The organism is Polynucleobacter necessarius (genome assembly GCF_900095195.1).
Classification (GTDB): Bacteria; Pseudomonadota; Gammaproteobacteria; order Burkholderiales; family Burkholderiaceae; genus Polynucleobacter; species Polynucleobacter necessarius_G.
Genome location: NZ_LT606950.1, coordinates 363,433 through 383,398 on the forward strand (window position 1 = coordinate 363,433; position 19,966 = coordinate 383,398).

General features: G+C 46.1%; 17 protein-coding genes and 5 pseudogenes. 12 read left to right on the plus strand and 10 right to left on the minus strand.

The window, feature by feature from the left end; all coding sequences use genetic code 11:
- Positions 1 to 37 precede the first annotated feature (37 nt).
- Complete coding sequence (locus tag BQ1619_RS02060) at positions 38 to 478, plus strand: HIT family protein (RefSeq protein WP_114661981.1); 441 nt, start codon at positions 38 to 40, stop codon at positions 476 to 478.
- Here the strand turns inward: BQ1619_RS02060 and BQ1619_RS02065 are convergent.
- The 5 genes from BQ1619_RS02065 to BQ1619_RS02085 all read right to left on the minus strand — a co-directional run bounded on the left by BQ1619_RS02065 (position 475) and on the right by BQ1619_RS02085 (position 4,800).
- A complete protein-coding gene (locus tag BQ1619_RS02065; protein WP_174222087.1) occupies positions 475 to 912 on the minus strand; it encodes a DUF1841 family protein in 438 nt (145 codons plus the stop codon). The genes BQ1619_RS02060 and BQ1619_RS02065 overlap by 4 nt on opposite strands.
- Complete coding sequence (gene nth, locus BQ1619_RS02070; protein ID WP_114661982.1) at positions 893 to 1,549, minus strand: endonuclease III; 657 nt, start codon at positions 1,547 to 1,549, stop codon at positions 893 to 895. The genes BQ1619_RS02065 and nth overlap by 20 nt, the downstream gene beginning before the upstream one ends.
- Positions 1,549 to 2,235, minus strand: a complete 687-nt coding sequence (gene rsxB, locus BQ1619_RS02075) for an electron transport complex subunit RsxB (RefSeq protein WP_114661983.1) — start codon at positions 2,233 to 2,235, stop codon at positions 1,549 to 1,551. The genes nth and rsxB overlap by 1 nt, the downstream gene beginning before the upstream one ends.
- A 67-nt stretch (positions 2,236 to 2,302) precedes the next feature.
- A complete protein-coding gene (locus BQ1619_RS02080) occupies positions 2,303 to 3,562 on the minus strand; it encodes a polyhydroxyalkanoate depolymerase (RefSeq protein WP_114661984.1) in 1,260 nt (419 codons plus the stop codon).
- A gap of 38 nt (positions 3,563 to 3,600) precedes the next feature.
- Positions 3,601 to 4,800 carry an amino acid aminotransferase gene (locus tag BQ1619_RS02085; RefSeq protein ID WP_114661986.1) on the minus strand — a complete coding sequence of 400 codons (1,200 nt, stop codon included), beginning with the start codon at positions 4,798 to 4,800 and terminating at the stop codon, positions 3,601 to 3,603.
- Positions 4,801 to 5,014: 214 nt separating this feature from the next.
- Between BQ1619_RS02085 and uvrB the strand changes: the two genes are divergently transcribed.
- From uvrB to BQ1619_RS02130, 9 genes and pseudogenes are all read left to right on the plus strand, one after another.
- Positions 5,015 to 7,126, plus strand: a complete 2,112-nt coding sequence (uvrB, locus tag BQ1619_RS02090) for an excinuclease ABC subunit UvrB (protein ID WP_231968623.1) — start codon at positions 5,015 to 5,017, stop codon at positions 7,124 to 7,126.
- A 136-nt stretch (positions 7,127 to 7,262) separates the two neighbouring features.
- A pseudogene (locus tag BQ1619_RS02095) lies at positions 7,263 to 7,831 on the plus strand (Fe-S cluster assembly transcription factor).
- A 24-nt stretch (positions 7,832 to 7,855) separates the two neighbouring features.
- Complete coding sequence (locus BQ1619_RS02100) at positions 7,856 to 9,115, plus strand: IscS subfamily cysteine desulfurase (protein WP_114661990.1); 1,260 nt, start codon at positions 7,856 to 7,858, stop codon at positions 9,113 to 9,115.
- A gap of 32 nt (positions 9,116 to 9,147) precedes the next feature.
- Positions 9,148 to 9,534: a Fe-S cluster assembly scaffold IscU gene (gene iscU, locus BQ1619_RS02105; protein WP_114661992.1), complete on the plus strand. Its 387-nt coding sequence runs from the start codon at positions 9,148 to 9,150 to the stop codon at positions 9,532 to 9,534.
- Positions 9,535 to 9,551: 17 nt separating this feature from the next.
- Positions 9,552 to 9,875, plus strand: coding sequence for an iron-sulfur cluster assembly protein IscA (gene iscA / locus BQ1619_RS02110; protein ID WP_114661994.1), 324 nt, complete (start codon positions 9,552 to 9,554; stop codon positions 9,873 to 9,875).
- A complete protein-coding gene (gene hscB / locus BQ1619_RS02115) occupies positions 9,853 to 10,380 on the plus strand; it encodes a Fe-S protein assembly co-chaperone HscB (RefSeq protein WP_114663472.1) in 528 nt (175 codons plus the stop codon). Before iscA ends, hscB begins: the two co-directional genes overlap by 23 nt.
- A 22-nt stretch (positions 10,381 to 10,402) precedes the next feature.
- The gene (hscA, locus tag BQ1619_RS02120; RefSeq protein WP_114661995.1) at positions 10,403 to 12,268 is read left to right on the plus strand and encodes a Fe-S protein assembly chaperone HscA; all 1,866 of its coding nucleotides are present in this window, start codon (positions 10,403 to 10,405) and stop codon (positions 12,266 to 12,268) included.
- A 26-nt stretch (positions 12,269 to 12,294) separates the two neighbouring features.
- Positions 12,295 to 12,633: an ISC system 2Fe-2S type ferredoxin gene (gene fdx, locus BQ1619_RS02125; RefSeq protein WP_114661996.1), complete on the plus strand. Its 339-nt coding sequence runs from the start codon at positions 12,295 to 12,297 to the stop codon at positions 12,631 to 12,633.
- A gap of 291 nt (positions 12,634 to 12,924) precedes the next feature.
- Positions 12,925 to 13,215 carry a DUF2325 domain-containing protein gene (locus tag BQ1619_RS02130; protein ID WP_114661997.1) on the plus strand — a complete coding sequence of 97 codons (291 nt, stop codon included), beginning with the start codon at positions 12,925 to 12,927 and terminating at the stop codon, positions 13,213 to 13,215.
- Positions 13,216 to 13,238: 23 nt separating this feature from the next.
- Here the strand turns inward: BQ1619_RS02130 and BQ1619_RS02135 are convergent, their stop codons facing one another.
- From BQ1619_RS02135 to cysW, 4 genes and pseudogenes are all read right to left on the minus strand, one after another.
- Positions 13,239 to 14,600 (minus strand): sulfate adenylyltransferase subunit 1, encoded by a 1,362-nt coding sequence (locus BQ1619_RS02135; RefSeq protein ID WP_114661998.1) that lies wholly within the window; start codon positions 14,598 to 14,600, stop codon positions 13,239 to 13,241.
- Positions 14,601 to 15,079: 479 nt separating this feature from the next.
- Positions 15,080 to 15,967, minus strand: a pseudogene (locus BQ1619_RS02145) (CysB family HTH-type transcriptional regulator).
- 176 nt (positions 15,968 to 16,143) lie between these two features.
- Positions 16,144 to 16,517 (minus strand): annotated as a pseudogene (locus BQ1619_RS02150) (sulfate/molybdate ABC transporter ATP-binding protein); the annotation flags it as partial.
- Positions 16,514 to 16,801, minus strand: a pseudogene (cysW, locus tag BQ1619_RS02155) (sulfate/thiosulfate ABC transporter permease CysW); the annotation flags it as partial. The pseudogenes cysW and BQ1619_RS02150, both read right to left, overlap by 4 nt.
- A gap of 22 nt (positions 16,802 to 16,823) precedes the next feature.
- On the opposite strand from cysW, the pseudogene BQ1619_RS02160 reads away from it, so the two are divergent.
- Positions 16,824 to 18,154, plus strand: a pseudogene (locus BQ1619_RS02160) (family 2A encapsulin nanocompartment cargo protein cysteine desulfurase); the annotation flags it as partial.
- A gap of 381 nt (positions 18,155 to 18,535) precedes the next feature.
- Here BQ1619_RS02160 and BQ1619_RS02165 read toward each other — a convergent pair.
- Positions 18,536 to 19,312 (minus strand): ferredoxin--NADP reductase, encoded by a 777-nt coding sequence (locus BQ1619_RS02165; RefSeq protein WP_114661999.1) that lies wholly within the window; start codon positions 19,310 to 19,312, stop codon positions 18,536 to 18,538.
- Positions 19,313 to 19,466: 154 nt separating this feature from the next.
- Here BQ1619_RS02165 and BQ1619_RS02170 point away from each other — a divergent pair, with 154 nt between their 5' ends.
- Positions 19,467 to 19,946, plus strand: coding sequence for a disulfide bond formation protein B (locus BQ1619_RS02170; protein ID WP_114662000.1), 480 nt, complete (start codon positions 19,467 to 19,469; stop codon positions 19,944 to 19,946).
- The last annotated feature ends 20 nt before the right edge of the window (positions 19,947 to 19,966 follow it).

Genomic DNA, 19,966 nt, shown 5'->3' on the forward strand with positions numbered 1-19,966 from the left:
GGGTGACTTAGATGCCGTTTTCGTTTACATTCTTTCCATGGCAAATTGCATACTTTGCACCGACACACTCAAGCCCCAGGAGGGAGAGCTGATTTGGCGTGGTGATGATTGCCGCATCATTATGGTTAATGACCCAGACTTTCCGGGATTCTGTCGCGTAATTTGGAATCGGCACGTCCCGGAGATGTCCGATCTTACCTGCGGTGAGCGCGAACACATCATGTCTTTAGTGTTTGCGGTTGAGGAGGTGATGCGCGATGTAATGCAGCCTGACAAAGTCAATCTTGCAGCACTAGGAAATATGGTGCCGCATATTCATTGGCACGTCATTCCAAGGTTTAAAGACGATGCATTTTTTCCAGGATTGGCGTGGTCAACAAGAACTCAAGAAACTACTAAATCCATTCTAGAGAGTCGAATCAAATTGGCCCAGAAACTGCCTGCTGCTATCCGCGAAGAAATCTCGCAAATGTATTAAATCAAGCGCTTTAGGGCTTCGAGGTAGTTCTCGGGGCTGAGCGGTTTACCCTCGCGCTGCGCTTCCCACATCACTTGACCTAGGCACTCCATCATTTGGTGTTGTGCTTCGTGCATCGACCCCAGTTTCTTAGAAAGTGATTCTGCGATCGCCTTAATGCCTGGCGGTTGGTCGATCGAAATTTGTTCGCTAATAGACAAATGCATTGAGAGATGCAAGAACGGGTTCGTTTCCCCGCGCTCAGGAGCGTAATCCTGCTCAAGTGCGCCCTCAGGGTCGGCTAAGAGAGCATGGTATTCGGGATGTTGCTCCATCCAATCGCTTGCCAGGGTTTGCATGGGATCCAGAATTTGCTGATCGGTTTTCTTTTTCCAGGTGTCGCAGAAAAAGCGGCGAACCTCTTCACGGGTTGGATTAAATATCGCCAGGAACATTTCCTTTGCTAGTCTTTTGCTTAAACCCGCAGAATGGCTCTACGATGCATTGTGCGCAATCTGGATTGCGTGCCTTACAAGTGTATCGCCCATGCAGAATTAACCAGTGGTGCGCATCTATTAGGTATTCTTTTGGTACGCGTTTTAGCAATTGTTTCTCTGCTGCCAACACATCTTTTCCAGGAGCTAGGCCGGTTCGATTAGAAACCCGAAAGATGTGTGTATCTACCGCAATGGTGGGTTGCCCAAATGCTGTATTGAGAATGACATTCGTTGTTTTTCTACCAACGCCTGGAAGTGCTTCGAGCTCTTCGCGCGTTTGTGGAACTTCGCCACCATGTTTTTCTATTAAGAGGCGACAGGTTTCCTGAATATGCTTGCCTTTCGAGTTAAAAAGGCCAATGTGTTGAATAAAAGGGCGCACACCCTCTTCACCTAAGTTCAATAGTGCTTGGGGAGTATTAGCGACTTTAAAAAGCTTGCGGGTGCCTTTATTCACAGATACATCGGTAGCTTGAGCCGATAGCAGCACGGCAATTAAGAGCTCAAAGGGTGTGTTGTATTCGAGTTCGGTAGTGGGTTTGGGGTTATTGGCTTTGAGCTGCTCAAAAAAAGCACGACGCTTTTCAGGATTCATCATGATTTTTGTTGTGCTCTCGCAATCGCGGCTGCAATGATCGCACGTTTGCGCTCTTTTTCTTCTTCTGCACTCAATGGCTGTTCCGCATTAACTGCTGCGAGTTTGTCAGCTGCTTTTTTCGCTAAGCGTTCATCATTATCCCGTTGCTCACGGTCAAGGCGTGCTTCACGTTGATGGTAGCGCTGGCGAGCAATGTCTGCTAAGTCTTGCGACCAGGCATTCCAGCCGGTTTTAGTGCCCGTGACATCGATCATGCTGATGCAGTCTACAGGGCAAGGGAGGATGCACAGATTACACCCAGTGCACCATTCCGTCAGCACGACATGCATTTGTTTGGAGGCACCAACAATCGCATCTACGGGACAGGCTTGAATGCACAACGTACAGCCGATGCATCTTTGTGGATCGATAAACGCTACTGGCCTGGGTCTCTCAATGCCGCATTCTGGATCGATGGTTGGATGCTTCTCAAATGCGTCTTGAGGATAGATCGGGGTTAGGATATGACTTAGTCTTTTGATACCTTCAATACCGCCTGGAGGGCAGCGATTTGGAGGGACTTGTCCAGATGCCATGGCTTTTGCATAGCCTCTGCAGTCAGGATAGCCGCACTTTGTGCATTGGGTTTGAGGTAAAAGATCCTCTAAGAGATTGGCGAGTTCGTTCACCGGTTTAGAAGTCATTACTGAGGAGTTCTAGTAAAGCGGGGGCTGATCAGCCCCCTGTTTTGTATCGCGCGCGAGATTTGAATTACGAATGTCTCTTTGTTGCTTGTTGTTCACGAATGAAAGTTTTGATTTTTGGATACACCTTATCGCGCCAACGGCGACCAGAGAAGATGCCATAGTGACCAGCACCCGCAACTTCGTAATGATCCTTGCGCTCTTTTGGGATGCCAGCACATAAGCCATGAGCAGAACGTGTTTGACCGCTTCCAGAAATATCGTCTAACTCGCCCTCAACCGTGAGGAGAGCGGTCGTTTTAATGTCTTGGGGTTTGACCAACTCGCCAGCCACTTCCCAGGTGCCGTTTGGTAATGCATATTCTTGGAATACCGTTTTGATCGTATCCAGGTAGAACTTGGCATCTAAGTCCAATCCAGCGTTGTATTCATCATAGAAGCGGATATGCGCCTCAGCATCCTCTTCATCGCCGCGAACCAAATTCGCAAAGTAATCCCAATGGGATTGCAAATGGTTCTGTGGGTTCATGGCGATAAAGCCAGTGTGTTGCAAGAAACCAGGATAGACACGACGTCCAGCGCCAGGATAGGTTGGGGGAACCTTATAAATCACGTGGCTCTCAAACCAATCATGTGACTTTTGTTCCGCTAAGTTATTCACAGCGGTTGGGGGCTTGCGTGCATCGATTGGACCACCCATCATGATCATGGAAGCAGGGGTTGCTTCGCCTGCGGAGGCTATGAGAGAAATGGCGCCCAAGGTTGGAACTGTCGGCTGATATACTGAGATCACATGTAAGTTTTCTGCGCCGATAAAGCGGATGAATTCTTGAACATAATGAACATAGTCGTCTAGACCAAACTCACCTTCGCTCACGGGAACGTTGCGTGCATCAATCCAGTCGGTGATGTAGACCTTGTGATCTTGCAAAAGGGTGCGTACGGTATCGCGCAAGAGAGTTGCGCGGTGGCCAGATAACGGTGCCACGATCAATACAGATGGATCCTCTTTGAGTTTCTTGATGGTTTCTGCATCATCTGAGAAACGCTTAAAGCGAATTAATTTACAGAATGGTTTAGTGACCTTCGTAATTTCATGAATCGCAACTTCATGGCCATGAGCCATTACCGAACGAATGCCAAACTCGGGTTTTTTATAGTTCTTGCCTAAGCGATACAGAAGTTCATAGCTGGCAGCTAAACGCTCCGATCCAGGTACCTTAGAAGCTGGGTTTGAGGCATTAACGAAAGCCTCAGAGGCAGCGCGCGCCCAAGAGCTGATGGGCTGAAGTAAGGCTTTTTGGAATTCGTGTAACTGATAAAGCATGATACCTCCTGTAAATCGATATAACCGCTAACTAGCCTTTAGGCAAGTACGCGGGCGATTGCTTTGGCTACTTTATCAATATTTTTGGTATTGAGCGCAGCCACACAAATGCGTCCAGTGAAGAGGGCATAAATGCCATCTTCTTTCTGTAAGCGATCCACTTGCTCGGCAGTTAAGCCTGAGTAAGAAAACATACCGTGCTGCTTTTCAATAAAAGCAAAATCTTGCTGAACCCCAGCAGCGGCTAATTTTTCCACTAAGCCATGACGCATTGCTTTAATACGGTCACGCATCTGTGCTAATTCATCTTTCCAAAGCTGACGAAGTTCAGGTGAATTTAAAACAGCGGCAGCAATAGCAGCGCCATGAGTTGGTGGGTTGGAATAGTTTGTACGAATAACACGCTTCAATTGAGAAAGTACGCGCGTGGATTCGTCTTTGCTTTGAGTCACGATTGATAGTGCGCCAACACGCTCACCATAGAGTGAGAATGATTTGGAAAAGGAGCTGGATACAAAGAATGACATGCCAGATTCCGCGAAGAGGCGAACAGCAATGCCATCTTGCTTAATCCCGGCTGCAAAGCCTTGATAGGCCATATCTAAGAAAGGAATTAAGCCTTTGTTCTTGCAGATATCGATCACTTGGCGCCACTGTGCTTCCGTGATATCTGCGCCAGTCGGGTTGTGACAGCAAGCATGCAATAACACCGTTGTGTTTTTAGGGAAAGACTCTAAAGACTTCACCATGCCATCGAAATCGACACCGCGTGTTTTGCCGTCAAAGTAGGTGTACTCAACGACGTCAAACCCCGCAGATTCAAAAATGCCGCGATGGTTTTCCCAGGTAGGGTTGCTAATAGCGCAAGGTGCACCCAAGTTCAGACGCTTAATAAAGTCTGCGCCAACACGCAATGCGCCAGTGCCGCCTAAGCATTCAGCAGTGACTACGCGACCATCTTTGATCAGCGCAGAATCGGCACCGAACAATAAATTTTGTACTGCGCTGTTGTAAGGGTTTGGGCCTTCAATCGGAATATAGCTACGTGGAGAGTGTTTCGCCACAATCGCTTCTTCAGCTTTGATAACGGCTTGCAAGAGGGGCACTTTGCCTTCGTCTGTGTAGTAGACGCCAACACCTAAATTCACTTTGTCAGGACGCTGATCAGCAACGTATGTTTCGGTGAGGCCAAAAATGGGATCTTTAGGGGCGAGCTGGACGGATGCAAACAGGGTCATGTGATCTAAACGTAGTGGTTAAATGGTGAATTAAAGTCGGTTTTTCGGGTAATTGACGTTAAATTGGGCTTAATTGTCTGTTTTTGAAGTCAGAATCAACTATTTCTAAATAAAAACGGCAAAATCAATGTTTGTACTAAATTCGCTGTGAATAAATCTCATAGATGAAATGATAGCCGAGATGCCCCCTAAGTCACCCAAAAATAGCCCCAAAATGGAAGTCCAGGAAGCGCAGAAAAACCCTGCTGCAGACCCGTTGGGCGAGGTAGGGCATGATCTGGATCCAACCAAGTTTGTTAGCTTTCCTGGGTCACCTTATCAGCTCTATCAACCTTTCCCTCCAGCCGGAGACCAGCCAGCGGCGATCGGGGGTCTGGTAGAGGGGGTTGAGGATGGGTTGACCTTTCAGACTCTCCTCGGGGTAACTGGCTCAGGTAAGACCTTCACAATGGCCAACGTCATCGCTAGAACAGGGCGTCCAGCCATCGTTTTTGCCCCGAACAAGACCTTGGCGGCTCAGCTCTATAGCGAATTTCGGGAATTTTTCCCTAAAAACGCGGTGGAATACTTCGTAAGCTACTACGACTATTACCAACCGGAGGCCTATGTTCCTCAGCGCGACCTGTTTATCGAAAAAGACTCTTCGATCAACGAGCATATTGAGCAAATGCGTTTGTCTGCCACGAAGAGTTTGTTAGAGCGTCGCGACGTCATCATTGTTGCTACGGTATCTGCAATTTACGGTATTGGAAATCCCGGTGACTATCACAGCATGGTGATGACATTGCGACCTGGCGACAAGATGAGTCAGCGTGAAATTTTGGCAAGACTCGTCGCGATGCAATATGAACGCAATGAAATGGATTTCAAGCGTGGCGTGTTTCGAGTGCGTGGTGACACGATTGATATTTTCCCAGCAAAACATAATGAACTGGCTGTGCGGGTTGAATTATTTGATGACGAAGTAGAAAGTTTGCAGTTCTTTGATCCGCTAACGGGAAAAATTCGGCAAAAGATTCCTCACTTTACGGTCTATCCAAGTTCGCACTATGTGACCCCTCGCGAGACAGTGCTCAAAGCCATTGAAACGATTAAAGAAGAGTTGCGCATTCGGTTAGATGAGTTTGTTAAAGATGGCAAGCTGGTAGAGGCGCAACGGCTGGAACAGCGCACCCGATTTGATTTGGAAATGCTTAATGAGCTCGGCTTCTGTAAGGGCATTGAGAACTACTCACGCCATCTCTCTGGTGCCGCACCGGGTGAAGCTCCCCCGACCTTGGTGGATTATTTGCCGAATGATGCGCTGATGTTTTTGGATGAGAGCCACGTCTTGATTGGCCAGTTGAACGCGATGTACAACGGCGATAAATCGCGCAAACATACCCTGGTGGAGTTTGGTTTTCGCTTGCCTTCAGCAATGGACAATCGACCTCTCAAGTTTGTCGAGTTTGAAACCAAAATGCGCCAAACTATTTTTGTGTCTGCAACACCAGCGGAATATGAGAATGCACATCAAGGACAAGTTGTTGAGCAAGTAGCAAGACCAACTGGATTGGTTGATCCGGAAATTGAAGTTTTGCCAGCAAGCACCCAAGTGGATGATCTGCTTAGTCAAATTCATGAACGCGTAAAGGTTGGTGAGCGCGTATTAGTGACTGTACTTACCAAGTGGATGGCAGAGCAGTTAACCGATTTTTTATCGGACAATGGTGTCAAAGTACGTTACGTGCACTCTGATATTGATACGGTCGAGCGCGTCGAAATTTTGCGCGATTTGCGGCTCGGTGTATTTGATGTGTTGGTGGGCATCAATCTGTTGCGCGAGGGATTGGATATTCCTGAAGTATCCCTAGTGGCGATTTTGGATGCCGATAAAGAAGGCTTTTTGCGTTCTGAACGATCCTTAATTCAGACCATCGGGCGAGCGGCCCGAAATGTCCGTGGCAAAGCTATTCTGTATGCCGACAAAATAACGGATTCCATGCGCCGCGCGATGGGGGAGACTGAGCGTCGTCGTGCCAAGCAGATAGCCTTCAATACGCTGCACGGGATAAAGCCTAAGGGCGTGCAGAAACGCATTAAAGACATTATTGATGGCGTTTATGACGTCAAAGAGAAACATCAAGAGATGCAGGTAGAGCAGGAGCGTGCTCGCTATGAGGATATGAGCGAGAAAGATTTATCTAATGAAATCAAGCGCTTAGAAAAACAAATGAACGCTGAAACCAAAAATTTGGAATTTGAAAAGGCTGCTAATACGCGAGATAGGCTCACCAAGATCAAAGAAATGGCGTTTGGGGCTCGCTCTCGGGACCCGATGCTTTAATTCCTCGCTTTCAAGGGGGATTTTTGGGATAATTCCCGAGCAGTTTGCTGGGTCTTATGGTAAAGTTGAGCGTAATGGTTGGGTATTACCGACCCGTCCATTGGCTGTCCATAACAATCCATTGTCAAGGTGACATATGAGACTTACTACTAAAGGTCGTTTTGCAGTAACCGCGATGATTGATTTGGCTCTGCGCGAGGCGCACGGGCCTGTAACGCTTGTCGGAATTAGTCAGCGACAAAAAATTTCACTCTCTTACCTCGAACAGTTATTCGGCAAATTACGTCGATTCAACATCGTGGACAGTACGCGTGGCCCTGGTGGCGGGTATACGCTCGCTCGCCCATCCAATGAGGTAAGTGTTGCCGACATTGTTGTGGCTGTCGATGAGCCATTGGATGCCACTCAGTGTGGCGGAAAAGGAAACTGTCAATCAGAGGAAGATAGTCATGGCTGTTGTATGACACACGATCTGTGGAGCAATCTCAATTTAAAAATGGTTGAGTATCTCAGCTCGGTGACTCTGAAAGATTTGGTTCAGCAGCAAGAGGGGCGTGGCGTAGTGATTCAGGATATGCGCCAGAAAAAAGTCAAAGTAGAAAGCGCAAAAGCGGAAAAACTTACTCCAGCTGTTGCTGCGAAAAGGGGCCTGTAACCAAAGTGCCGCTGGTGAACTCCGTATTTAATTTGGCGCGACAAAGCTAACTCTTACATTATTTGAAACACAATATGAACGCACCAAGAATACTGCCTCAACAACCGGTTCCAATGTTTAGTCCAAAACACTTTCCAGTGTACATGGATTATTCAGCAACTACACCGATTGATCCGCGTGTGGTTGACAAGATGTTGCCGTATTTGCGTGAGCAATTTGGCAATGCGGCATCCCGTAGCCATGCCTATGGTTGGGCTGCAGAAGAGGCTGTTGAGTGGGCGCGTTCAGAAGTGGCTCTACTAGTTCATGCTGATCCAAGAGAAATTATATTTACGAGCGGAGCGACTGAGAGCATCAACTTAGCTCTAAAGGGTGCAGCCCATTTCTATAAGGATCGTGGCAATCACATTATTACGGTGAAGACTGAGCACAAGGCGACCTTGGATACTTGTCGCGAACTTGAGCGAGAAGGTTTTGAGGTGACGTATTTAGATGTGTTGCCCAATGGCTTGATTGACTTCGTGCAATTGGAAACCGCAATGAAGCCTGGCACCATTTTGGCTTCGGTAATGTATGTCAACAACGAAATCGGCGTTGTGCAAGACATTCCACGTATCGGTAAACTCTGCCGCTCACGTGGCGTTATCTTTCATGTTGACGCAGCGCAAGCTACTGGCAAAGTAGAAATCGATTTAGAAAAAATTAAAGTGGACTTGATGAGCTTTTCAGCGCACAAGACCTATGGTCCTAAAGGCATTGGCGCCTTATTTGTGCGCCGTAAGCCCCGTATTCGTATTGAGGCCCAGATCCATGGTGGCGGCCATGAGCGCGGTATGCGTTCTGGCACCTTGGCGGTTCACCAAATTGTGGGTATGGGTGAAGCATTCCGCATTGCGCGTCTCGAGATGGCCGAAGAGAGTAAGCGTATTCGTGCGTTGCGCGACCGCTTGCTTGATGGTTTAAAAGATATTGAAGAGGTGTATGTGAACGGTGACATGGATAGTCGTGTGCCGCACAACCTCAATATCAGTTTTAACTATGTTGAAGGCGAATCCATGATGATGGCGCTCAAAGATTTAGCGATCTCATCCGGTTCTGCTTGCACCTCTGCCTCCCTAGAGCCTTCGTACGTTTTGCGCGTGCTCGGTCGTAACGATGAATTGGCACACAGCTCCATTCGCTTTACCTTGGGTCGCTTTACAACTCAAGAAGAGGTGGACTTCACCATTCAGTTAGTTAAAGACAAGATTGCGAAATTACGCGAACTTTCTCCACTGTGGGAAATGTACAAAGATGGAATCGACTTAAGCACGATTCAATGGGCTGCACACTAAAAGATATATTGAAAAGTTAACGAGGAAATACCATGGCATACAGCGAAAAAGTCATTGACCATTATGAAAATCCCCGCAACGTTGGCTCTTTTGAAAAGAGTGACACCAGCGTTGGTACCGGCATGGTTGGGGCGCCGGCATGTGGTGACGTGATGAAGCTACAGATTCGTGTGAACGATCAAGGCGTGATTGAGGATGCCAAGTTCAAAACGTATGGTTGTGGCTCTGCAATTGCCTCATCTTCATTGGTTACTGAATGGGTCAAGGGTAAGACCTTGGATCAAGCATTAGAAATTAAGAACTCTTTAATTGCTGAAGAGTTAGCATTGCCACCTGTGAAAATTCACTGCTCGATTTTGGCGGAAGATGCAATCAAGGCTGCGGTTGCTGACTATAAAGAAAAATATCCAACCAAATAAGCAATAACTGAATCATCATGGCAATTACCTTAACTGAAAAAGCAGCAAAACACGTTACTCGCAATCTTGAGAAGCGCGGTAAAGGTTGCGGCCTACGTTTAGGCGTGCGCACTACGGGTTGTTCAGGCTTAGCGTATCAGCTCGAGTATGTGGATGAACCTGCTGTTGAAGACCAGGTATTTGAGTCAAATGGCGTAAAAGTATTTGTTGATCCAAAGAGCTTGGCTTACTTAGATGGAACAGAATTGGATTTCGTGCGTGAGGGTTTGAACGAAGGATTTAAGTTTCAAAATCCCAACGTAAAAGACGAGTGTGGTTGTGGCGAATCCTTCCGCGTCTGACGATTACTTTCGCTTCTTTGGCCTAAACCAGCAATTCAAAATCGATTTGCCTGCGCTTGATCAGGCATACCTAACCATCCAAAAAGAAGTGCATCCTGATCGCCATGCACGCGGCAGCAAGTCGGAGCAACGGATAGCAATGCAAATGGCTACATTAGCCAATACCGCGCACCAAACACTGAAGAATCCTATTCAACGAGGTTTATATCTCTGCCAATTGCATGGTGTAGATGCCACCCTGGAAACCAATACTGCCATGCCGGCCGTCTTTCTCATGAAGCAGATGGAATGGCGCGAAAGCCTGGATGAGCAAGCAGAAGATTTGCCGGCCTTAGAAGAATTGATGTCTGAAGTAGAGCAATCCAAAGAAGATACATTGATGGAAATTGTCCAGGCTATAGACGGCGCTAAAAACTATCAGCGTGCCGCTGAGCTTTTGCGTGGCCTCTTATTTATTGATAAGTTTGCTGCTGAGCTTGATGATGCTATTGCAGCCTTAATCTAGTCTACCCGTACACTATCGTTCCATGGCACTCCTACAAATTTCTGAACCCGGTAAGTCGCTTGCGCCCCATCAGCGTCGCATTGCGGTGGGAATCGATTTGGGAACAACGAATTCTTTAGTAGCGATTATTCAAGATGCATTACCAAAAGTGCTTGCAGACGAGCAAGGACGCGAATTGCTGCCATCAGTGGTGCGGTATTTGCCAAATGGCCACACTCAAGCAGGGTTTGAGGCGCTAGAACATGTGGTGAGTGATCCTAAGAATACGATTGTTTCCGTAAAGCGCTTTATGGGTCGCGGGCTTACAGATGTGGAGCACATTGAGAACGCACCATACGATTTCGTTGATCAACCTGGCATGCTCAAACTACGAACCGTTGTAGGCGATAAAAGTCCAGTCGAAGTGTCGGCCGAAATTTTGGCGCGCTTGCGTCAACTGGCTGAAGATTCGGTGAATGATGAGATTGTGGGCGCTGTGATTACGGTACCAGCGTATTTTGATGATGCACAACGTCAAGCAACCAAAGATGCAGCAAAGCTGGCTGGAATTGAAGTATTACGCCTGCTAAATGAGCCAACCGCTGCAGCAATTGCTTACGGTTTAGATAATGCCTCCGAAGGAATCTATGCGGTATATGACTTAGGTGGTGGCACGTTTGATATCTCAATCCTGCGGATGAGTAGGGGGGTATTTGAAGTTTTTTCCACTGGCGGTGATTCTGCTTTAGGCGGCGATGACTTTGATCATCGTCTCTACTGTTGGGTAATTGAGCAGGCTAAATTACCACCGCTATCGATTCATGATCAGCGTACCTTGCTTCAAGCGTGTAAACATGCCAAAGAGTTGCTCAGTCACAACCCCTTAGCGCGTGTGCATGAGACCCTTTCGGATGGTACGGTCGTTAATGTTGGTATTAGTCAGGCCCAGTTTTTTGAGATTACTCAGAACTTGGTAAATAAAACCCTTATAGCCTGTAAAAAAGCATTGCGAGATGCTGGCCTTAAGGCTGAAGAGGTAAAAGGTGTAGTCATGGTTGGCGGATCGACACGGATGCCAAACGTGCAACGTGCTGTTGGCGAATTGTTTGGAACCCAACCCTTAAATAATTTAAATCCAGATCAAGTGGTGGCTCTTGGTGCAGCAATGCAAGCGGATTTGTTGGCAGGTAATCAAGGTAAAGATGATGAGTGGTTATTACTCGATGTCATTCCACTCTCCCTCGGTATTGAAACCATGGGCGGATTGGTTGAAAAAATCATTCCACGTAATACGCCGATTCCAGTTGCTAGAGCGCAGGATTTCACAACCTTTAAGGATGGGCAAACTGCGCTAGCAATACAAGTTGTCCAGGGTGAGCGTGAGTTAGTGCAGAACTGCCGATCTCTTGGTCGTTTTGAGTTGCGCGGTATTCCACCGATGGTGGCAGGTGCCGCTCGCATTCGAGTGACTTTTCAGGTTGACACTGATGGGGTGCTATCGGTCAGCGCTACTGAGCAAGGTTCTGGAGTCCAAGCTTTCATCGATATCAAGCCTTCGTATGGTTTAACGGATGCTGAAATCACGCGCATGCTACAAGATGGATTTGCCTCCGCTAAAGAAGATCTGTTGGCGCGGTCATTGCGTGAGGAGCAAGTAAGCGCCCAACGTTTATTGGATGCTGTGCAAACAGCTTTAGACAGTGATCGCCATTTGCTGACTCTAGAGGAGCAGGCGGCTATTGATCAAGAGATGGCGAAGCTGCAAAAGATTTTGTTGGAAGAGACCGATAGTTCTGTGGTCCGGAAAGCGGTTGATCATGCTGCAAAAGCAACCGATGCGTTTGCGCAAAAACGCATGAACTCCAGTATTCAAAAGGCACTATCAGGCAAGAATGTTGCTGAGATATAGAGTATTTCATAAAAATAGATAACACCATGACGCAAATTGTTGTTGTTCCCCACAGTGAATATTGCCCAGAAGGCGCAGTCGTTGAAGCATCACCAGGCACTTCAATTTGCGAGGCATTGCTCGAGAACGATATTCCGATTGAGCATGCTTGCGATATGGTTTGTGCCTGCACTACCTGTCACGTGATCGTCAAAGAGGGTTACCAAAGCCTGAATCCCCCCGATGAAAATGAGGAAGACATGCTGGATCGGGCTTGGGGTTTAAATCCCCAATCCCGTCTTTCTTGCCAAGCCATTGTGGCCAAAGAGGACCTCGTGATTGAAATTCCCAAGTACTCGATTAATCACGCCAAGGAAAATCACTAAAACAGATCAATCCAGGCACTAATTTAGCGCATTGCGTTCAAATGAATGCATTGATGGTCAGCGCCATGGATGGTAACCACTAATATGAAGTTGTTCATTCTGTAGTGTGTTTTCCGTAGTACCTCCATAAATCTTTTTAAGCCATCCTTCGGGGTGGCTTTTCTTTTTGGTGGTGATTAACAATCCACAGATTGATCTAATGAACTAATCATCTTTCGAATTCTGAATTTCTTAGTTCACTTACAAGACTGCAATTCCTACACTGAATGCAACAGAACTTCAGGAATCAACATGACGGTATTGATAGTGGGTGGTGATCGTATTTCGAGTATCATGAAATATTTAGCCCAGAACGGCTTTAATGACATTTTGCATTGGGATGCAAGACGAAATGGTAATACCCATCGGTTTATGCCACAGAGTGCGCGTTTAGTTGTGATTTTGATTAATTATCTTAATCACGGCATGGCTAAAAAGATTAAGCGTGATGCGGAAGAGTTGGGCGTGCCTGTACTTTTTAGTAAAAATTCTGCCTCTGAGCTAAGTCAGATATTTCGGGCAGATAAGCACCTCATTCATTAGGTTTTCATCCGCCCGGCAAACTTTTATTGCGAAACTGCCTCGCGAATCATGCCAGCAGCAACAGTATGATTTGTGGCTTCGTCAATCAAGATAAACGCACCAGTACGCGGAGATTGGTCGAATAAGTCCGCAACAATCGGCTTTTGCAAAATAAAATCCACTCGCCCAATTTCATTGGTAGAAAGCGCATGGACATCACTGGCATGCGATAAGGTCTGAACATCCAAGACTTGTTGGATATTTTTAACCTTTGCGCCAACCGTATTGGTGGTGTGACGCAGCGCGTATTTACGACTCAGAGAGAGTGGCTCGCTATCTAACCAGCATAAATCAGCGGAAAGTTGTTTGCTAAGTACGGGCGGATTGGTATCTTCAGCGCTAATAAATAAAGAGCCACGCGATACGTCAATATCCTCAGCCAATTGAATTGCTGCGGCTTCGCCAGTTTGAGCAGATTCCACAGCATTATTACCTTTGCTGCCTGAGCCATTCCCGAGATAAATCTCAGTAACCGTAGCTTCCGAGCCGCCTGGTAATACCCTAATCTTTTGGCCTTTGCGAACGCTGCCGAATTTAATCTCGCCGAGATAGCCACGGAAATCATCTGAAGCGCATCCATTCTGACGTGCTACATATTGCACGGAGAAGCGTAAGGCTAATTTTTCGGATTCAGGGCTGGTATCAAGACCTTCGAGTAATTCCAGCAGAGTAGAGCCATTATACCAAGGGGTGTGTTGGCTTCTGGTAACAACATTGGCCCCAAATAAGACTGAGATGGGAATTAATGTTGGAGTGGGCAAACTAATTTTGCTGGCGAGGTCTTCAATGGCGGATTTGACGGTGTTGTAAACCCTCTCATCAAATTCAAACAAGTCCATCTTGTTGATGGCAAATGCCACGTGACGCAAGCCTAATAGATGCACAATCGCTGCATGACGCTTAGTTTGGGCGAGTAATGTCGCTGGGCTAGTGGTGAGATCAACGCGAATCGCATTTACTAATATGACTGCTACATCAGATTGGGATGCTCCCGTAACCAAATTGCGAGTGTACTGTTCGTGACCAGGAGCGTCAGCCGTAATAAATTTACGCTTCGGTGTTGAAAAATAGCGATACGCTACATCAATGGTGATACCTTGTTCACGCTCAGCTTCCAGGCCATCAGTTAAAAGCGCCAAATCTACCACAGCATCAGAGGAGGTAACGCGCGCATGTTTCGTCTTAGAAATGGACTCAAGTTGGTCTACCAAAATCGATTTCGTGTCATAAAGTAGACGACCAATTAAAGTGCTCCTGCCATCATCAACGCTACCAGCGGTAATGAAGCGCACTACGTTTTGATGCGCATTTTGATATGCCGTACTGATCGATGAATGCTTGTACATCGTTCTCTTGAGGGTAGACTTTTTCGATTGCAACGCCATAGTGGTCTTCAGTTGTTTTGACCATATCGACGGTTTCTTGATGCAAGCGACCCGTCGCCAAGGTAAAAACTTGATATTGGCATTGGCCTTGGTAATCGCATCGGTAACGACCATGTCTTCAGCAGCTAGGCTGGTTGCAAAACGAACATCTGAAAACCGTTTAGATATATCGGACAGGCGCTTCTTTAAAACAGTTGATTTATCAGCAAGTTCAGTTGGCGTAAGAGTGCTTGGTGGAATGGACCAAAAAGTCGGTTTTTCGAGGGAATTTTGAAGGTTTTGCTGGGTCATTTACATACTCCGAGAGGGGGCAAATAGGCTGCCTCCAGCTCTGACACAGCAGTTTATTGGCTATTTTTATTACTTACAAATATATAAAAGTCATCTTTTTATATATAAAAGTAATGGAAACGAGTGATTTACCTGCCTAAAACTACTTTTTAATCCAAATCAATATCAGACTCAGGCTTGAGTGCCGCTTTTACTTTGGCTTCATCAAGCTTGGGTGAGCATAACTCGATGAATTCATAGGCAAATCCGCGCAAAAAGGTGCCTTTTCGTAGTGCAATCCGAGTGGTGTTGTCCTCAAATAGTTGGCCGACATCCAATAGGCTCAATTTTGTGTCTCGATCAGTTTGATATGCCATGGATGCGATGATGCCAATCCCCGGGCCTAATTCAACGTAAGTTTTTATAACGTCAGCATCAAGTGCGGACATTACGATATCGGGCGTAATTCCAGCTTTAGCAAAAGTTTTATCAACCAATTTTCTGCCAGTGAATCCTTCGTGATAGGTAACGATCGGAAATTCAGCAAGATCTTCAAGAGTTAAATTTTGCTTACCTTCAAGAAGGCGGTCTTTCGGCACTACTGCAGTGTGGTGCCATGAATAGTACGGAAACGTAACGAGCTCAGGAATGCCTTCTAAAGCTTCGGTGGCAATACCAATATCCGCCTGACCCTCTAGTAATAACTCCACAATTTCTTGTGGGCTGCCTTAATGAAGTGCTAGATGAACGCCCGGGAACTTCTTCTTAAATTGACTGACAACATTTGGCAGGGCATAGCGCGCTTGTGTATGGGTCGTTGCAGTTGTGAGTTGGCCTTTATCTGCCTGACTAAATTGAGCACCCAGCTGTTTAATGTTTTTAGTATCTAGCAAAATACGCGCGACGATCGTTAAGAGTTCTTTGCCAGGTTCGGTAAGGCCAAGAAGGCGCTTGCCTTTGCGGACAAAGAGCTCAATGCCCAATTCATCCTCGAGATCCAAGATGTGCTTACTTACCCCGGATTGAGAGGTGGCAAGTGCATTGCCAACTTCAGTCATAATGATGATAATTCGATACGTAAATTCAAACCAAAGGACAAAAATACGATCAATCTTGGCAAGTACACCATCAGTTGATTGATCCTCGGTAACAATATCCAACTCATGTGGGCGTGCACAGGCGAGAACGGAAGCGCCTTGAGAAATCGACTCTGATTGATCGTGCTTCAATTTGTCTTTACTAACTTCAATAACTCATGGACTTTATCTGCAATTTCTTCTTTGCTAGGACGCTCTTTGCGATTCTTGACTTGTAGGCCAAAGGCAACGTTATCAAATACTGTCATGTGCTTAAACAGTGCATAGTGCTGGATACAAACCCCACTTGACGATCTCGTACGGGGGTAGTGGAAGTGTCTACGCCATCCAAAATAATGGTTCCACTATCAGGTGTTTCGAGGCCCGCAATAATACGCAACAGAGTGGTTTTCCAGCAGCCAGATGGACCTAGGAGGGCGACTAGTTCTCCGGAGGGAAAATCCAGAGAGACGTTATTTAGCGCAACAAAGTTCCCGAAGGTTTTGTTGATATTTTTTACTTCAATACTCATAGTGGTCCTTCAATTGCTGGGGCTGCGTTTGTTTCGAATTTCAGACGCCATTCCACATAGGTTTTGGCGGCTAGAGTTAATAGTGCTAATAGGGCTAATAAGGACGCCACAGCAACTGCAGCGACAAAGTTGTATTCGTTATAGAGAATTTCAACCTGCAACGGAATGGTGTTGGTATAGCCGCGAATGTGTCCCGAAACGACCGAGACGGCGCCAAACTCACCCATGGCACGAGCGTTACAAAGGATGACGCCATAAAGTAGGCCCCACTTAATATTGGGCAAAAGCTTTGGATTTGAACAATTCATTCCTAATTCATTTCTGAATGATTTGTCTAATCCAAGCAACGACCCATTAGTGAATCAAGTATTTCTGAATGAAGTGCCAGTTACTAAAAGTCAGAATACAGCGCTTGATCCATTATTGGTTCGAAAAGATTTTCCGATTCTTTCTGAGCGAGTCAATGGTCGTCAATTAGTCTTGTTTGATAACGTTGCGACAACCCAAAAGCCCCAAGCAGTGATTGATCGTATTAGCTATTTTTATGAGCACGAGAATCCCAATATTCACCGTGCTGCCCATGAATTAGCTGCGCGCGCAATCGATGCTTATGAAGGTGCTCGTGAAAAGGTAAGAGTATTTCTCAACGCTAAATCGGTTAATGAAATCGTTTTTGTGCGTGGTACGACCGAAGCTATCAACTTGGTATCACAAAGTTGGGGCCGCCAAAACCTCAAAGAGGGCGATGAAATCATTCTCAGTAATCTTGAGCATCACGCAAACATTGTTCCTTGGCAGTTGTTGGCCAAAGAAAAAGGATTAAGTATTCGTGTGATACCCGTTAATGATGATGGCGAGTTGCTGTTGGATGAGTATCAGAAGCTGTTCAATAGTCGCACTAAGCTTGTGAGTTTTACCCACGTATCCAATGCATTGGGTACGATTACGCCAGCTAAGAAGATTATTGAAATTGCGCATGCCGCTGGAGTGAGGGTGCTGCTGGACGGTGCCCAATCCATTTCGCATATGAGAGTGGATCTGCAAGACCTCAATCCGGACTGGTTTGTATTTTCTGGACACAGGGCTTTTGGACCAACGGGTATTGGCGCTCTGTATGGCAAAGAAGATTTGCTTAATGCCACTCAGCCATGGCAAGGTGGCGGCAATATGATTCAAGATGTGACGTTTGAGCACACCAAGTTTCATGATGCTCCAAGCCGTTTTGAGGCGGGTACAGGCAATATTGCGGATGCGGTAGGTTTTGGTGCCGCCAGTGATTACGTCAACTCTGTTGGCATAGATTTAATTGATCAATACGAGCATCAACTCTTGTTATATGCAACCCGCTTACTCAAAGATGTTCCCGGTATTCGATTGATTGGGACTGCACAACATAAGGCTAGCGTTTTATCTAGCGTTTTATCGTTTGTGATTCCAGGAATCAAGACTGAGGATATTGGTGCGGCGTTAAATAAAGAGGGTATTGCAGTTCGCTCAGGACACCACTGTGCGCAGCCTATCTTGCGTCGCATGGGGGTAGAAACGACCGTTAGACCATCCTTAGCTTTTTACAATACTTGCAAGAGGTGGATAGGATGATTGCTGTATTGCATCGTATTCGCTCCCAGCATAGATAACCATCAGTTTGGTTAGAGTAGAAATAAAAAGGCCACTGAAAAGTGGCCTTTTAATCGTATGAAAATGAATTATGCAAAGGGTTCTTCAAGCTCGGCATATGCGCTTGCAGGGGTTGGGTTAATTGGTTTATCAGTGCATCTTGGCTCAAAGAATGTTTTTTAGCAAACTTATATCTCCAAGGAGGCAGTCTATTAGACTACCTGCTAGGTTTAGGCATCGTTGGCAGTTTTGTTTTGGGAGTGGTGTTGATTGCCGGGCATGTGAGCAAGGAAGGTGTGGCTGAAAATTTTTACGAACATACACCATATTAAATCAAATGCAGATAAATAAAAAGGGTGCTAATGCGCACCCTTTTTATTAACTAAGAATTTAGTATTCGTTTATTTTTCTACGAATGCACGTTCAAATACGTAGTCACCCAGCTGTCCAAGACTTGGTGAGACCTTAAAGCCTTTGGCATCAAGCATTTTTGACGTTTCTTTTAGCATGGATGGGCTGCCGCAAATCATGGCACGGTCAACTTCAGGATCAAGAGGCGGCAAGCCGATGTCTTTAAATAGTTGACCTGATTCAATAGCGGTAGTTAAGCGACCAGTGTGCTTAAAGGCTTCACGGGTAACGGTTGGGTGGTAGATGAGTTTTTCACGGATCAATTCGCCTAGATATTCATCTTGCGTTAATTCATTTTTAATGTAATCAGCATAGGCTAGCTCGCTAACTAAGCGAACCCCATGAATCAATACAACTTCCTCAAACTTTTCGTAAGTCTCTGGATCGCGAATAATGCTCATAAAGGGCGCAAGTCCAGTGCCAGTGCTAAATAAGTAAAGGTGTTTACCTGGGTTGAGGTCGTCAAGCACTAAAGTGCCAACGGACTTTTCGCTCACCAAAATGGGGTCACCCACTTGGATTTTTTGTAGGCGTGAGGTTAGGGGGCCATCTTGAACCTTAATGCTTAAGAATTCCAAATGCTCTTCATAGTTCGGGCTAGCGACGCTGTAAGCGCGAACGAGTGGTTTGCCTTCAACCTCAAGACCAATCATTAAGAAGTGGCCACTACGGAAGCGTAAGCCTTTGTTACGGGTGGTGGTGAAGCTAAATAGGGTGTCGTTCCAGTGGTGGACGGTTAAAACGGTTTCGGTGTGATATGCGGCCATAACAAGCTTTTAATAAATTTGCAAAACCTTGATTATCCTCAAAATCTGCTCATTTTTTGAGGGTTTGATGGATTAACTTTTCATAACCAATGCACTTTTGGTAATAAGGCAGGTCTTTCTGCCGATTGAGCCCATCTCCCACTATGATTAAGGGATGACTCGTGCTCAATACCTCTATCTCTCGTTCATTAGTCTTAGCTTGGTTATCTTTGCAGTGATATTGCAACAGGTTGGCTACCAAGGCGTCAGCTTTTTGCCTTGTCCATTGTGCATCTTGCAAAGAGTTGGGTATCTGGGCATTGGCATTTCTTGTTTATTTGCTGCGAGCTTCCATTCCTCGCGGAAGTTCTTTCACATCGTCGCCATTTTATCGGCTATATATGGCCTTGGCGTAGCTGCTCGTCATGTATGGTTACTATCTCATCCTGGGGCTTCTTGTGGCATTGATCCCCTTGAGACATGGATTAATCAGTTTCAATTAGCTCAAGGTCTTCCATGGCTATTTAAGGCTGATGATCTGTGCTCTGCAAAACTTCCCGCAATTCTCGGGTTACAAGTTCCTGAATGGTCTTTGCTTTGGTTTACTTTTTTATTGTTGATCTTGCTAGTTACTTTTCTGAGAAGAGCAAAGTAGTGCGGATAAAAAATCTCACA